Origin of the sequence: Roseateles aquae, assembly GCF_032337115.1 — a bacterium.
GTDB lineage: Bacteria > Pseudomonadota > Gammaproteobacteria > Burkholderiales > Burkholderiaceae_C > Roseateles_C > Roseateles_C aquae.
Window position 1 is genome coordinate 24,659 of sequence record NZ_JAVXZY010000011.1, and the last position, 14,638, is coordinate 39,296.

General features: G+C 66.8%; 14 protein-coding genes and 1 pseudogene. 6 read left to right on the forward strand and 9 right to left on the reverse strand.

Annotated features, from left to right (window positions below):
• Positions 1-2: 2 nt before the first annotated feature.
• The 7 genes from paaD to RQP53_RS21045 form a co-directional block, all read right to left on the reverse strand.
• Positions 3-524, reverse strand: a complete 522-nt coding sequence (paaD, locus tag RQP53_RS21015) for a 1,2-phenylacetyl-CoA epoxidase subunit PaaD (protein WP_315652657.1) — start codon at positions 522-524, stop codon at positions 3-5.
• A gap of 4 nt (positions 525-528) precedes the next feature.
• Positions 529-1,305: a 1,2-phenylacetyl-CoA epoxidase subunit PaaC gene (gene paaC, locus RQP53_RS21020; protein WP_315652658.1), complete on the reverse strand. Its 777-nt coding sequence runs from the start codon at positions 1,303-1,305 to the stop codon at positions 529-531.
• Between the two features lie 115 nt (positions 1,306-1,420).
• On the reverse strand, positions 1,421-1,726 hold the full coding sequence (gene paaB, locus RQP53_RS21025) for a 1,2-phenylacetyl-CoA epoxidase subunit PaaB (RefSeq protein WP_315652659.1): 306 nt from the start codon (positions 1,724-1,726) through the stop codon (positions 1,421-1,423).
• Positions 1,727-1,837: 111 nt separating this feature from the next.
• Positions 1,838-2,839 carry a 1,2-phenylacetyl-CoA epoxidase subunit PaaA gene (gene paaA / locus RQP53_RS21030; RefSeq protein ID WP_315652660.1) on the reverse strand — a complete coding sequence of 334 codons (1,002 nt, stop codon included), beginning with the start codon at positions 2,837-2,839 and terminating at the stop codon, positions 1,838-1,840.
• A gap of 145 nt (positions 2,840-2,984) precedes the next feature.
• Entirely contained in the window at positions 2,985-4,295 is a 1,311-nt protein-coding gene (gene paaK / locus RQP53_RS21035; RefSeq protein WP_315652661.1) for a phenylacetate--CoA ligase PaaK, read from the reverse strand.
• A 5-nt stretch (positions 4,296-4,300) separates the two neighbouring features.
• On the reverse strand, positions 4,301-4,747 hold the full coding sequence (gene paaI, locus RQP53_RS21040; RefSeq protein WP_315652662.1) for a hydroxyphenylacetyl-CoA thioesterase PaaI: 447 nt from the start codon (positions 4,745-4,747) through the stop codon (positions 4,301-4,303).
• A 103-nt stretch (positions 4,748-4,850) separates the two neighbouring features.
• Positions 4,851-5,672, reverse strand: a complete 822-nt coding sequence (locus tag RQP53_RS21045) for an enoyl-CoA hydratase-related protein (RefSeq protein ID WP_315652663.1) — start codon at positions 5,670-5,672, stop codon at positions 4,851-4,853.
• 174 nt (positions 5,673-5,846) lie between these two features.
• Between RQP53_RS21045 and RQP53_RS21050 the strand changes: the two genes are divergently transcribed.
• Together RQP53_RS21050 and RQP53_RS21055 are read left to right on the forward strand one after the other, a co-directional pair.
• The gene (locus tag RQP53_RS21050) at positions 5,847-6,449 is read left to right on the forward strand and encodes a phenylacetic acid degradation protein PaaY (RefSeq protein WP_315652664.1); all 603 of its coding nucleotides are present in this window, start codon (positions 5,847-5,849) and stop codon (positions 6,447-6,449) included.
• Positions 6,450-6,558: 109 nt separating this feature from the next.
• Positions 6,559-7,674, forward strand: coding sequence for a hypothetical protein (locus tag RQP53_RS21055; protein ID WP_315652665.1), 1,116 nt, complete (start codon positions 6,559-6,561; stop codon positions 7,672-7,674).
• A gap of 37 nt (positions 7,675-7,711) precedes the next feature.
• Here RQP53_RS21055 and RQP53_RS21060 read toward each other — a convergent pair whose 3' ends face one another.
• Positions 7,712-9,802, reverse strand: a complete 2,091-nt coding sequence (locus tag RQP53_RS21060) for a tetratricopeptide repeat-containing diguanylate cyclase (RefSeq protein ID WP_315652666.1) — start codon at positions 9,800-9,802, stop codon at positions 7,712-7,714.
• 261 nt (positions 9,803-10,063) lie between these two features.
• A complete protein-coding gene (locus tag RQP53_RS21065) occupies positions 10,064-11,002 on the reverse strand; it encodes a carbohydrate kinase family protein (protein ID WP_315652667.1) in 939 nt (312 codons plus the stop codon).
• A 168-nt stretch (positions 11,003-11,170) separates the two neighbouring features.
• Here RQP53_RS21065 and RQP53_RS21070 point away from each other — a divergent pair, with 168 nt between their 5' ends.
• The 4 genes and pseudogenes from RQP53_RS21070 to RQP53_RS21085 all read left to right on the forward strand — a co-directional run bounded on the left by RQP53_RS21070 (position 11,171) and on the right by RQP53_RS21085 (position 14,633).
• Positions 11,171-12,151, forward strand: coding sequence for a LysR substrate-binding domain-containing protein (locus tag RQP53_RS21070; RefSeq protein ID WP_315652668.1), 981 nt, complete (start codon positions 11,171-11,173; stop codon positions 12,149-12,151).
• Positions 12,152-12,340: 189 nt separating this feature from the next.
• Positions 12,341-12,427: pseudogene (locus RQP53_RS24780) on the forward strand (MFS transporter small subunit); the annotation flags it as partial.
• A 113-nt stretch (positions 12,428-12,540) separates the two neighbouring features.
• On the forward strand, positions 12,541-12,993 hold the full coding sequence (locus tag RQP53_RS21080) for a formate dehydrogenase subunit gamma (protein ID WP_315652669.1): 453 nt from the start codon (positions 12,541-12,543) through the stop codon (positions 12,991-12,993).
• Positions 12,993-14,633 (forward strand): formate dehydrogenase beta subunit, encoded by a 1,641-nt coding sequence (locus RQP53_RS21085; protein ID WP_315652670.1) that lies wholly within the window; start codon positions 12,993-12,995, stop codon positions 14,631-14,633. Before RQP53_RS21080 ends, RQP53_RS21085 begins: the two co-directional genes overlap by 1 nt.
• The last annotated feature ends 5 nt before the right edge of the window (positions 14,634-14,638 follow it).

Below are 14,638 nucleotides of genomic sequence, written 5' to 3' on the forward strand. Positions count from 1 at the left end.
ATTCAGATGGGCTTGAAGTATTCGAAAGGTTCGCGGCAAGAGAGGCAGCGATACAAGGCTTTGCAGGCCGTTGACCCGAAGGCAGACAACTTCTCCGTCTGCTCCGAGCCGCAACGTGGACAGGCCAGTTTGCTCAGCGCATTGCGATGCACCAGGCGAATGGGCTGGCCGTGCGCCGGGCCCGCAGGCCCAGGCGGCGCAATGCCATAGGCCTTCAGCTTGGCCTTGCCCGCCTCGCTGATCCAGTCGGTCGTCCAGGCCGGCGCGCGTTGCATCGTGATGGTGATCTCGCCGAAACGGGCCAGCGCCTCGCGGACGTTGTCCTGAATCAGCTCGGTGGCAGGGCAGCCCGAGTAGGTGGGCGTCAGCACCACCTCCAGCCCGTTCGCTGTCTCCTTCAGATCGCGCACGATGCCCAGCTCGTCCAGCGATATCACCGGCACCTCGGGGTCGGGGATCTGGCGCAGCACCTCCCAGGCCGCCGAGAGGCGACCACAGGTGTTGGCGACCGGCAAATCGCTCATGCCCTCACCACACCCCGTTCGGGTAGCTACGCTGGAGATATTGCATCTCGGCCAACATATGACCCATATGCTCGCTGTGGATGCCCACGCGGCCGGCCGGCACATAGGCGCTGGCCTTGGGCTGGGCCAGGCCGGCTTCGCCGAGGATTTCGTCCATCGCGGCCTGCCAGTCGGCCTTCAGCTCGCTCCAGGCCGGGCCCAGCTTGCTCTGCACCGCGGCGGCGTCAACGGCATCGTCGGCGAACAGCTCGTTGAAGTAGGGCCACAGCGTCGCCAGCGCGGCTTCCATGCGCGCCCTGGACTCCTCGGTGCCATCGCCCAGGCGCAGCACCCAGTCGGCTGCATGTTGCTGGTGGTACTGGGCTTCCTTGACGGCCTTGCCGGCAATCGCAGCCACTTCGGCATCGCTGGACGACTGCAACCGTTGCCACAGGCCCAGCAGCCAGCTGGCCACGGCGAAGTTGCGCAGCGTGGTGAAGGCAAAGTCACCACGCGGCAGTTCCATCAACACCGGGTTGAAGTACTGGCGCTCGTCGCGCAGAAAGGCCAATTGGTCTTCGTCATGGCCCTGGCCATCGAGCTGGCCGGCACGGGTCAGGAGGCCACGCGCCTGGCCGACCAGATCCAGCGCCATATTGGTCAGCGCCAGGTCTTCTTCCAGGATGGGCCCGTGGCCGCACCACTCGCCCAGCCGCTGGCTGAGGATCAGGCAGCTGTCGGCAATGCGCAGCAGGTAGCGGACGTCGGCCTTGTCGCCGACCTTGATTGATTGTTGGCTCATCAGTCTTTCTCCCACCGCACCCCACCGGTATTCCCCAGCGGAGCCCGGAGATCCGGCTTTGCCGGGCTCTCGGGCTCGCCCCCTTGAGGGGGCGCGCGCAGCGCGTAGGGGGTGGTCACATATGGTTCACGGACTCTGGCAGCTCGTAAAACGTGGGGTGGCGGTACACCTTGTCTTCCATCGGGTCGAAGTACATGCCCTTCTCGCCCGGGTCCGAAGCGACGATCTGGCTGGACAGCACCACCCAGATGCTCACGCCTTCCTGGCGGCGGGTGTAGACCTCACGGGCCAGTTGCACGGCCATCTTGGCGTCGGCGGCATGCAGGCTGCCGCAATGCTTGTGGTCCAGACCGGCCTTGCTGCGTACGAAGACTTCCCACAGCGGCCATTCGTTCTTGGGGGCTTGCTTGACGTCGCTCATATAGATCCTTGCAAAGGGTTCAGTGGCAAACACACAGCCAGGGAGTTACTGAGAAGGCAATGCTTGGCATTTCTCTGTGTCTCCGTGGCTCTGTGGTTGGTTCGTGGTTGTTCAAGCGGCTTGTGCTCGGGTGGCTTGCTTCTTGGCATGGGCCAGCGCGGCTTCGCGCACCCAGGCGCCGTCGTCCCAGGCCTTGACGCGGGCGGCCAGGCGTTCGCGGTTGCAGGGGCCGTCGCCGCCGACGACGCGCCAGAACTCGGCCCAGTCGATGCGGCCGAACTGGTAGTGCTCGGTCTCGGCGTTCCACTTCAGATCGGGGTCGGGCACGGTCACACCCAGCACCTCGGCCTGCGGGATCGTCGCGTCGACGAACTTCTGGCGCAGATCGTCGTTGGAGATGCGCTTGATGCCCCAGCGCATCGACTGCTCGGAGTTCGGTGAGTCCTTGTCCTCAGGGCCGAACATCATCAGCGAGGGCCACCACCAGCGGTTGACGGCGTCCTGCACCATGGCCTTCTGCTCGGCCGTGCCCGTTTGCATCATCACCAAGAGGCTTTCGTAGCCCTGGCGCTGATGGAAGCTTTCCTCGCGGCAGATGCGGATCATCGCCCGCGCATAGGGCGCATAGGAGCAGCGGCACAGCGGCACCTGGTTCATGATGGCCGCGCCATCGACCAGCCAGCCGATCACGCCGATATCGGCCCAGGTGAGCGTCGGGTAGTTGAAGATCGAGCTGTACTTGGCCTTGCCTGTGTGCAGCGCGTCCAGCATCTGGTCGCGGCTGGTGCCCAGGGTCTCGGCGGCCGAGTACAGATAGAGGCCGTGGCCGCCTTCATCCTGCACCTTGGCCAGCAGAATCGCCTTGCGCTTGAGCGTGGGCGCACGCGTGATCCAGTTGCCCTCGGGCAGCATGCCGACGATCTCGGAATGCGCATGCTGGCTGATCTGGCGCACCAGGGTCTTGCGGTAGTGATCCGGCATCCAGTCCTTGGCTTCGATGAAGTCGCCCGCATCGATGCGCGCCTCGAAGGCATCGGTGCGCTGCTTGTCCTCGGCGCTCTGGACCTTGGCCGCCGTGTCCTGCGGACCGACGCTCATGGCTTGGGTGTACATAAAAAGATCTCCTGCTGCTTACTCAGCCAACAAACCGACCACAGAGACACGGAGGCACAGAGAATTTCAGTCCTCTTTGGCCGCCGGCTTGCATTGCTCTGTGTCTCCGTGTCTCTGTGGTGTATTTCTTACCGCCCAACAGCCGTCATTTCGGCCTTTGGTCGATAACCCGGCGGGCCTTGCCCACCAAGGTGCGTTCAATCGAATCCGGCGGGCCGACCACCACCTTGGTGGACACGCCGATCAGCGTCTTGATGCGGTGCTGCAGCGATTTACTGATCTCGGCCGGATTGGCGCTGTTGACGGCCTGCGGCTGCAACTCGCAGCGCACTTCCACCGCGTCCAGCGGGCCTTCGCGGGTGACGACGATCTGGTACTGGCCGGACAGCTGAGCCTCCTGCAGCACCAGCTCCTCCACCTGGGTGGGGAACATGTTCACGCCGCGGATGATCAGCATGTCGTCCGAGCGGCCGACGATCTTGCCCATGCGGCGCATGCTGCGGGAAGTGGGCGGCAAGAGGCGCGTCAGGTCGCGGGTGCGGTAGCGGATGATGGGCAGTGCTTCCTTGGAGAGCGAGGTGAACACCAGCTCGCCCTCCTCGCCATCGGGCACCACCTCGCCGGTCTCGGGGTTGATGATCTCGGGATAGAAATGGTCTTCCCAGATCACCGGGCCGTCCTTGGACTCGATGCATTCGCTGGCAACACCTGGCCCCATCACTTCGGAGAGGCCGTAGATGTCGACCGCATCGATGCCGGCCTTGCTCTCGATCTCGCGCCGCATCGCCTCGGTCCAGGGCTCGGCGCCGAAGATGCCGACCTTCAAGGAACTCTCGCGGGCGTCCAGGCCCTGGCGCGCGAACTCCTCGATGATTACCTGCATATAGCTGGGCGTGACCATGATGGCGTCGGGCTTGAAATCCTGGATCAGCTGGACCTGCTTCTCGGTCTGGCCGCCCGACATCGGGATCACCGTGCAGCCGAGCTTCTCGGCGCCGTAATGCGCGCCCAGGCCGCCGGTGAACAGACCGTAGCCGTAGGCGACATGAACGATATGCCCCGGGCGCACGCCGGCGGCACGCAGCGAGCGGGCCACCAGGCCGGCCCAGGTGTCGATGTCCTGCAGCGTGTAGCCCACCACCGTCGGCTTGCCCGTCGTGCCCGAGGAGGCATGGATGCGCGCCACCCGCTCGCGCGGCACGGCGAACATGCCGAAGGGGTAGTTGTCGCGCAGGTCCTTCTTGGTGGTGAAGGGGAACTTGGCCAGATCGGCAAGCGTCTTCAGCTCGCTGGGGTGAACGCCCTTGGCATCAAAGGCGGCCTTGTAATGCGGCACCTTGTCGTAGGCGTGCTGCAGCGTCCATTGCAGGCGTTGCAGCTGCAGGGCCTGCAGCTCGTCGCGGCTGGCGGTCTCGATCGCCTCCAGCTCAGCCGGCGCGGGGTTCTTCACGATCATTCGTCTCACTCCTCGTTCGCCTGCAAGCCCGGCACCACGGGCTTGCCCTTGATGCGGTAGGACTTGCCGCGAAACACCGCCACCAGCTCATCACGCTGGTTGCGCACGTTCACGTCGTAGACACCGGTCCGACCGGCGAGCGAAACCTCGTGGGCGACGGCGGTCAGCACGTCGCCAAGCCGCGCCGGCGCCACGATGTCTATCGTGATGCCGGAGGCCACCGTCAACTCGTTGTACGCGTTGCAGGCGAAGGCAAAGGCCGAATCGGCCAGGGTGGTAATCAGGCCGCCATGGCAGATGGCGAAACCGTTGAGCATGTCCTGGCGCACCGGCATCCGCAGCGTCGAGCTGCCCGGGCCAACGGCCAGGATCTCCATGCCCAGGCCCTTGGACGCATGGTCCTCGCGGAACATCGCATCGCGAACGGCTTCAGCCAGTTGCTGGGGATTCATGTGAGCCCCTCGTCCGATGCGTACATCGTCCGGTCCCCCGAGGGGACGCGGGCCGACTTGGGGCGGCCCGGCGTTCGGCCCGCTGCGCGCTTCGTAGCCATGCTCATCGGTCTTTAAATTGCGGCGCGCGCTTTTCGAGGAAAGCGCTGCAGCCTTCCTGGTAGTCATGGGCAAAACCGAGCTGGCTCTGCATCACCGCTTCGAGCTTGAGCGCGTCTTCGTAGTTCAGCTCCATCGCCTCGTCGAAGGCGCGGCGGGTCTCAACCAGGGCACGGGTCGGCATCGAGGCCAGTTTCAGCGCCGTGGCCTGCGCGGTGGCGGCCAGGTCTTCATCGGGCACGACGCGGGCGATCAGGCCCATGGCATGTGCATCGGCGGCAGCGAGCTTGTCGCCCAAGAGGGCCAGCTGCAGCGCGCGGGCGCGACCAACCAGGCGGGTCAGCAGCCAGGTGCCACCGCAATCGGGCACCAGGCCAATCTTGCTGAAGGCCTGGATGAAGCTGGCCGACTGGCCGGCGATCACCAGATCGCAGCCGAGCGCGAAGTTGGCCCCGGCGCCGGCCGCGACCCCATTGACGGCGCAGATCACCGGCACCGGCATCGAACGGGCGCGCAGTGCCAGCGGGATGTAGTAGTGGTCGAGCAGATGGCCGATGTCCTTGGCCGGCTTGCCCTCGCCAAACTCCGGCTTGATCAGCGGATCAGACAGATCCTGCCCGGCGCTGAAGGCCCGGCCGGCGCCGGTGATGACGACGGCACGGACGCTGGCATCGTTGGCCGCCTCGTCCAGCGCCAGGCGCAGCTGGGCCAGCAACTGGGTGGTGAAAGCGTTCAGCGCGGCCGGGCGGTTCAGCGTCAGCGTGCGCACCGCGCCTTCCTGGCGGGTCAGCAGCACGGACGCGGCGGCGTCTTGGGTCTCGGACATGGGGGCGGGCTCCGAAGAAACACAACAGCTTGAGATCGGCTTGAGCGGCATCAAACACTCTTGACCGACCGGTCGGTAGATCGTAAGGTGCGTCTTGACTTGGCACAAGGCCGCACCGCCTCGGGTAAACCCGCAAATTGCTGCCCGCCACACCCAAAACCCTGGAGTCTCTCCATGCCTTGCTACTCGATTGACGGCGTTGTGCCGGTCGTCCACCCCAGCAGCCATGTGCACCCGACCGCGGTGCTGATCGGCGATGTGATCGTCGGCCCGGGTTGCTATATCGGCCCCTGCGCCAGCCTGCGCGCCGACTTCGGCCGCATCGTGCTGCACGAGGGCGTCAATGTGCAGGACAGCTGCGTGATCCACGGCTTCCCCGATTCCGAGACCGTCGTCGAGCGCAACGGCCATATCGGCCATGGCGCGGTGCTGCACGGCTGCATCGTCCGGCACGATGCGCTGGTCGGCATGAACGCGGTGGTGATGGACGAGGCCGAGGTCGGCGCCTACAGCATCGTCGCTGCCTGCGCCTTTGTGCGCGCCGGGCTCAAGCTGCCGGAAAAATCGCTGATCGCCGGCCTGCCGGCCAAGGTGATGCGGCCGCTGAGCGAGGATGAGATGCGCTGGAAGCTCGAAGGCACCGAGACCTACCAGCGCCTGAGCGAACGCTGCCACGCCAGCCTGCGCGAGGTGGCGCCACTGGCCGAGCCCGAAGCCGATCGCCCAAGGCTGCAGGTGCAAGGGCCGCAGACCCTGGTGGCCAGCAAGCGCCAATAGCGGTCGCGGCGTGACATATCTGTGGCGCGAGGGCCGCAAGATGCAGCGCGGTCTACCCAAAGTCCCAGGCTGCGCTTAGTCTCTTCCCCATGCTTGCCCTGCAGTCCCGATGAGCAACGACACCGCCCTCAGCCCCTCACCCCCTTGCGAGTCCTGGCTGGAGCGCGCCCGCCAAGCCAACGACGCCCATCAGGCGCTTGAAGCGCTGCGCTGTGCCGAACAGGCCGAACAGTGCAGCGAGGCCATTGCCGAGCCGGACCGGCGCACGCGCCTGGGGGCCGAGGCGGCACGGCTGCAGGCACTGGCCGGCTGGGCCCTGGGTCGCCACGCGCTGGCCTATGCCTGCGCCATGCGCGCGCGCGCCCGGCTGAACGCCGGCGACGATGTCGACGGCGTGGTCGCCATGCTGACGCTGGCCGCGCTGGCGGCCTGTACCGTGGGCCTGCCCGACGACGCCCTGCCACTCGCTGTTGAAGCCACCGAGCTGGCCGCCGCAACGCCGGCGCTGTTCAAGGCCCTGCCCTCGGCGCTGGGCACCCTGGCTCATGTTCATGCGGCGCTGGGCCAGGTCGAGCAGGCCGAGTTGCTGCATCTGCAGGCGCTGTCGCGCGCCCGCGAAGCCGGCGACGGCCAGACCCTGGTGCGTGCCTATGCCAATGCGCTGCTGGCCGGCGCACTCGCGCACGACTCGTTGCAGGATCAGGGCCATGAGGCGCAAGCACAGGCCCTGGCGCAGCGCCAGCTGAAGCTGGTGTTCCAGGCCCGCCCCCATCTGGACGAGCCCTTCATGAGCGAGCGCCAGAAAATCGTGCTGCGCCTGAACAGTGCGATCTGCCTGATGCAGGCCGGCCGGCTTGATGAGGCCGACGGCTTGCTGAGCCAATCGATGCAGATGCTGGGCCGCGTGGAAAACGACTCGCTGGCCGATTCCCTGCACCATGCCTGTGCCGAGCTGAGCTTGCGGCGCGATCATCTGGCCGAGGCTCAGGCGCTGCTGGCACCGCTGCTGAGCACCGGCGGTCTGGACGCCAGCCCTTTTTTGCAGGAGCCCGTGCTGCATACGGCGCTGCGCCTCTATCAAAGGCTGGGCGATGCCGCCCGTGTCGATCAGCTGAACAAGCGCCTGCAACGGCTGAAGCAGGACCTGAAGGAACAGCGCGAGCAGGCCGCCAGCGAGCTGCGCAGCGCCCAGGCCCGCGTGCTGCAGGCGCTGCACAAGGCCTGAGCGCCGCGGCGCTCAAGCGTCCCGCGCAGCGCCCCTGTCAGGCGGCATCGGCCGCGAAACGTGACTCTGGGGCGACAACGGCCTTTTGCGGGCCATGCACCTCGATCATCTGCACCATGCCCGCGGCCATGGCGGCGGAGAGGTCGTGCTCCAGCACCGGCAAGGCCTGCTCGGCGGGCACCAGCAGCCTGTCGAGGCCGTAGGCACGGTTGCGCCCGTGGATCTTGCCCAGATAGAGCGCCATATCGGCCAGTTGCATGGCCTTTTCCCATTCGAACTGCAAGGGCCCTTGCTCTGGGAAGGGCACCGAGATGAAGCCGCCGCTGACGGTCACGGTAATGGCCTTGCTACTCGGCAAGGTGATGGGCGTGCCGCCGATCTGCTCGAGCACCCGCTCGACCAGCGCCGTCAGCTGGCTGACCTGGGTGCGCGGCGAAAAGATCAGGAATTCCTCGCCGCCCCAGCGCATCACCATATCGGTGTCGCGTACCGCCTCGCGCAGGCGCCGCGCCACCTCGATCAGCACCACGTCACCGGCCGCATGGCCGTGGGTGTCGTTGATGGACTTGAAGTAGTCAATGTCCAGCAGCAGCAGGCAATCAGGCTGCTGCTGGCTGTTCTCGCGCCGCTCACGTTCCACCCGGGCCGGCCGTGTGGCCATCAACTCATGAAAGGAGCGCCGGTTGTAGAGCCCGGTCAGCGGGTCGCGCACCGAGTGGAATTCCAGCTGCTTGTTGGCGGCCTCCAGATCGGCGTTGGCCTTCTTGACGCGGCGGTACAGCATGTAGACGAACACACCGATGATCAGCGCCAGCACCGCGCCCAGCGTCGCCGCAATCTGACGCAGGTGGTGGTTGGCGATCTCGACGTCCTTCAGCCGGTTCTCGCGCTCCAGCAGCGCGATTTCCTTCTTGCGCTTGTCGGCATCGAACTGCTCTTGCAGCGAGGCCACCGTGCGTGCGCGATCGGTGCGGAACAACTCGGCACTGATCTGCTGCTGCTCGCGCACCGCGACCAGCGCTTCCTTGTACAGCCCGGCCCGCTCCAGCATCTGGCTGTACTCACCGAGCAAGGCCTCGATATCGACCTGCGACTTCAACGCCCGGTAGTAATCCAGCGACTCCTTGATCGGCACCATGGCCTGCGCCAGCTTGCCCTGCCCACCGAGCGCAAAGCCAATATTGGCCTTGGAAGTGAAGAAGTTGGCCTTGTCATCAATCTTCTCGGCCAACTCCAGCGCTTCGCGGGACACCTTCTCGGCGCGAACGAAATCGTGGGTGCGCAGGTGATAGTCGGCAATATTGACCAGCAGCGACAGCTCCAGCGGTGGCACCTTGCCCTCGCGAGCACGGCCAAGGGCCCATTCATAGGCCTTCAGCGCCTCCGGCATGCGGCCCAGCTCGACCAGGGCGCTACCGCGGTTGAGGCTCAGCGAGGCCATGGTCTTGGGCGCCTGCACCTGGGTGCCCAGGGCCAGCGCCTGTTCGGCCGTCTCGAGGGCCTTCTCAGGGTTCTGCATCGCGCTGTACAGGCCCGACAAGGCCTGCAGCCGGTAGATCTTGTTCATCACCTGCCGCCGCGGCAGGCTGTCGCAAAGGCGCAGCGCCTCCAGCCAATGGGCCAACGCCAGCTCGAACTTGCCGGCCAGCTGATGGATGAAGCCATAGGCAACGGCCAGACGCAGCTGCACCTCGGGCAGCGGCTTCGTGCCCAGCGAGTCCTTGATGCGATCCAGCTCGGCCAGTGCGGCGCTTTGCTGCCCCGCCTCGACCAGATCAAAGCTCTTGGCAATCTGCGCCAGCGCAATCATGTTGCGGTCGCCCTGCCGGCTGGCCAGTTCGGCCAGCTCCTTGGCGAAACCCTCGGCTTCCTTGCCGCGCCCGGCGTCGTAGAGCAGCCCGGTCAGGCGGCGCAGGATCTCGGTACGCACCTTGTAGCTGGCGCCGGCCGGCAGCGATTTGTGGAACAGCAGCAGCTCGTTCAGTGCCGCATCGTTGTCCTGCTCGGACAAGGCTTCCAGCTGCTCAATCCGGGCCATGTCCGCCCGCTCATCGGCCCAGGCCGGTGCGGCGGCCACGCTGATGACGCTGAGCAGCAGACTGATTCCAAAAGACCTGATCGTGGACATACGCTTCCCAACCCTGGCCTGGCCTGCCTCATGGGCACCGCGTGGCCAAGCGAGTCTGCAGCCCGCCAGGGGCTGCTGCTTTTGCAAGGCGCAAGACCTGACCCCGATCGGGGCTTGCGCCTGCGCCGTCCAAGTATCACACCAGCTCGGCGCAAGATCGGGCCGGAATCGCGGCAATACCGGGCAGAACGCCGAGCATTGCGCAGGACCCAGGGAAAATCACTAGGGCGGCGCTGCCACAGATGGCGGGGCAGCCCTTCCCTACGGCGCCAGCAACTGCACGCCCGCAGCCAGGGTTTGCACCAGGGGCAAGGAGGGCGGGCTGGCGCCCGCCGTCATGCAAGCGCCAGCGCCGGCGGCCAAGGCAAAGCGCAGATGCTGAGCCGGCTCGGCATGCTTGTGCCGCAGCAGGCTGTAGAGCAGGCCGGCCATGCTGGCGTCACCGGCGCCAATGCTGTCGACCAGCTCGATCTCCGGCGGCCGGGCCGACAGTTCCACGCTGCCATGAAACAGCGTGCCGCCCTCGGCGCCGCGGGTCAGCAGCAAGAGCGCGCCAGGATTCCAGGCGCTGATCTGCGCCACGCCGGTGTGGTGATCGCCGCAGCGGAACAGGCCGCGCAGGTCTTCGTCAGACACCTTGATGACATCGGCCAGCCGGCACATCTGCTCCAGCGTGTCGTCATAGCGCGAGTCCATGGTCTGACGGAAATTGGGGTCGTAGCTGATCAGCTTGCCCTCGGCCTTCAGTTGCGCGGCCAAGAGCACCAGGCGCTCGGCCAGCGGCTGGCGTGCCAGGCTGATGCCGCCAAAGTGGGCGCAGCGCAGCGCGCGCCGCCAGCCTGAGGGCAGCCCTTCCGGCGCGAAATGCAGGTCGGCGCTGTCGTCACCGATGAAGAAATAGCGCGGCGGGTTCAACTCATGCACCACGGCCAGCAGCGGTGCGCGATCGAATTGCTGGATGAAACGCAGGTCCAGGCAGGCATCGGCACTGGCCTGCCAGATGGCCTGGCCAAACAGATCGCGGCTGATGCCGCCGGCAAAGGCCGACAGCTCACCCAAGCGCGACATCGCCATCGCCACATTCCAGGGCGCGCCGCCGCTGACCGTGCGCCAGCTGTCGTCGCCGGTGCGAATCAGATCGGTCAGCGCTTCACCAAAGGCGATGAAGCTGGGCAGGTCTGGATGCAGGACGGAACTCATGCCCTGATTCAAACCCCTCACGCCCAGGCTGGCAAGTGCTGATACCCATCTGCCGGGCGCGCTGTCGCTGCGACGGTGTAAGCATTTGTCAATGCTGGCAGCCCTGTACCGTGGGCACAGACGGGTCGCTACACAATGCGCCAGCGCCGCAGCCGGGCGCGCCCCGCCATGAACCTGTTTGTCTCGCTGAAATACCTGGTCGCGCTGGACGATCATCGCCACTTCGGCCGTGCCGCACTGGCCTGCCATGTGACGCAGCCCGCCTTGTCGAACGCGATCCGCGCGCTGGAGGAGAACTACGGCTGCGCCATCGTCAAGCGCGGCCGCAATTTCGCCGGCTTCACCGAGGAAGGCGAGCGGGTGCTGCACAGCGCGCGCCTGATGTTGCGCGAACAGGAGTTGCTGACGCAAGACCTGGCCAGCCGCGCCGAGGCGCCGCGCGGCCAGCTGCTGATCGGTGCGGTACCCACGGCCATGCCCATCGCGGCCCGCTTCGCTGCGCTGCTGCAGGACCGCCATCCCGGCATCGTGCCGACGCTGCGCTCGCTGAGCTCGGTGGAACTGGAGTCCGGCCTGGAGGCGCTGGCCCTGGACATGGCGCTGGGCTACATCGAACGCATGGCCGACAGCCGCGCCCAGCTGCGTGTGCTGCCCCAGTACACCGAGCACTATTTTCTGCTCCAGCGCTCGGCGGCCGCGCCCGGTCGGCCGCTGCAGCTGGGCGAGCCGATGCGCTGGGCCGAGGCAGCGACGCTGCCGCTGTGCCTGTTGAGCGCCGAGATGCACAACCGGCGTATCGTTGACCGCGCCTTCGCCAGCGCCGGTTGCACGGTGAACGCGGCGATCGAATCGAACTCCACCGTCACCCTGCTCAGCAGCGTGCAGGTCGGCCGCGTCAGCGCGGTGCTGCCTGGCGCGCTGCTCGGTGCCATTGCCGGTGATGCCACGCTGGAGGCCCGGCCCTTGATCGAGCCACAGGTCGAGGTGCCCATCGCCTTCATGGTGCAGGGCAGCGGCCGCCATTCCCGCTCGCTGCAGGCCGCGCTGGCGCTGGCCGAATCGCCCGAGTGGCTGGCCCATGCGGCACGCCACGCCGGCGCGCAGGCGGGCCTGACGGCAAGCGCCGCGCCGCCCCAGGGTCAACCCTGATTCCTGCCAGCTATCGATTCATCACCCGAATAAATTGGACTGCAGCGCTCTTGCTGCAAACACTGGCGATGCCAGCATCGCTGGCACAGGCACCGGACGAGTGCCGTCATGACCAAGGAGACAAAAGCAATGTCCACTGTCCTTGCAGACGGCAGGCCGTCGTTGGAAGGCACCATCAGCTACCGTGGCAGCAGCCCGGCGCTGGTCGTGCTGGCCTGGGCCGCGGTGGGCATCCCGCTGGCCTGGGGCGTCTACCGCACTGCCTTGAGCGTGGCGGCACCGGCCGGCGCCGTGACCATCGTTGTCATCGCGCTGATCTATAACAATCTCAGCCGCGACACCGCCTATCCTCCTTACTGGACATGAGCTCCGCCCCACCCGAGTCCCCGATGGAACAACAGATTCTTGCCCTGCTGGCCGCGCATCCGCCGGTCGATGGCGCCCTGCTGCCCCTGCTGCACGCCGTGCAGCAGCAGCTCGGCCATGTACCGCCCGCCGCCGTGCCGCTGATTGCCGAGCATCTGGGCCTGTCGCGGGCCGAGGTCCACGGGGTGATCAGCTATTACCACTTCTTCCGCAGCACGCCGCCGGGCCGGCTGCAGCTGCAGGTCTGCCGCGCCGAGGCCTGCCAGGCCCGCGGTGCCGCGGCCCTGTTGGCGCATGCCGAACAGCGGCTGGGCTGCACCGCGCACAGCACCCGCGCCGACGGTGCGGTGACGCTGGAGCCGGTCTATTGCCTGGGCCTGTGCGCCTCCTCGCCGGCTCTGCAGATCAATGAGCGCCTGCATGCCCGGATGACGCCGGCCAAGCTGGACGCCCTGCTCGAAAGCGAGGGCCTGTGATGAGCGCCGTGAAGATCTTTGTTCCCCGCGACTCGGCCGCGCTGGCCGTGGGCGCCGACGAGGTGGCCGCCGCCTTGCAGGCCGAGGCCGGCCGTCGCGGACTGGCGATCGAGCTGGTGCGCAACGGCTCGCGCGGCCTGTTCTGGCTGGAAACGCTGGTCGAGGTGGAAACCGCACAGGGGCGCATCGCCTACGGCCCGGTCGAGGCTGCCGATGTGCCGGGCCTGCTGGATGCTGGCTTGCTGCAAGGCGGCGAACACCCGCTGCGCCAGGGCGTGACCGAACAGATCCCCTTCCTGGCGCTGCAGGAGCGGCTGACCTTCCGCCGCGTCGGCGTGATCGATCCGCTCTCGCTGGCCGACTACGAGGCCCACGAGGGCTGGACCGGCCTGCGCCGTGCGCTCGGTCTGGATGGCGCCGCCATCATTCAGGAAGTGCTGCACTCCGGCCTGCGCGGCCGCGGCGGTGCGGCCTTTCCGGCCGGCATCAAGTGGAAGACGGTGCGCGAAGCGCAGGCTTTACAGAAATACATTGTCTGCAATGCCGACGAAGGCGACTCCGGCACCTATTCCGACCGCATGACCATGGAGGGCGACCCCTTCATGCTGATCGAGGGCATGACCATCGCCGCGCTGGCGGTGGGTGCCACCCGCGGCTACATCTACATCCGCTCCGAGTACCCGCATGCAATCGCCACGATGACCGAGGCCATCGCCCGCGCGAGCGCCGCCGGCTTCCTCGGCGACAGCGTCTGCGGCAGCGGCCACGCCTTCCAGCTGGAGGTGCGCAAGGCCGCGGGCAGCTATGTCTGCGGCGAAGAAACCGCGATGCTGGAGAGCATCGAAGGCAAGCGCGGCGTGGTGCGCGCCAAGCCGCCGCTGCCGGCGCTCGCTGGCCTGTTCGGTCAGCCGACGGTGATCAACAACGTCATCACCTTTGCCAGCGCGCCCATCATCCTGGCGCGCGGCGGTGCCTTCTATCGCGACTTTGGCGTCGGCCGTTCTCAAGTCGGCGCTGGGCCGTCCCAAGCCGGCTTGACCCCCTCGGGGGGCAGGGCGGGAGCATCCCGACCTGGGGGCTTTGCTTCGGGCACCCTGCCCTTCCAGCTGGCCGGCAATATCAAGCAGGGCGGCCTGGTCGAGAAGGCTTTTGGCCTGACGCTGCGCGAGCTGCTCTACGGCTTTGGCGGCGGCACGGCCAGCGGCCGGCCGATCAAGGCGGTGCAGGTGGGCGGCCCGCTGGGCGCCTACATTCCCGAATCGCAATGGGATGTGCCGCTGGACTACGAGGCCTACGCGGCCATGGGCGCCGTGGTTGGTCATGGCGGCATCGTCGTGCACGACGACACGGCCGATCTCTCGCAGCTCGCCCGCTATGCGATGGAGTTCTGCGCCATCGAGTCCTGCGGCAAGTGCACGCCCTGCCGCATCGGCTCGACCCGCGGCGTAGAAGTGATCGACCGCATCCGCAGCAACCAAAACCGCGCCGAGCAGGTGATCCTGTTGCGCGACCTCTGCGACACCATGACCCACGGTTCGCTCTGCGCCATGGGCGGCATGACGCCGTTCCCGGTGCTGTCGGCACTGAACCACTACCCGCAGGACTTCGGTCTTGCCGAGCCCGACCAGGCCGCCGCCTGAGTCCA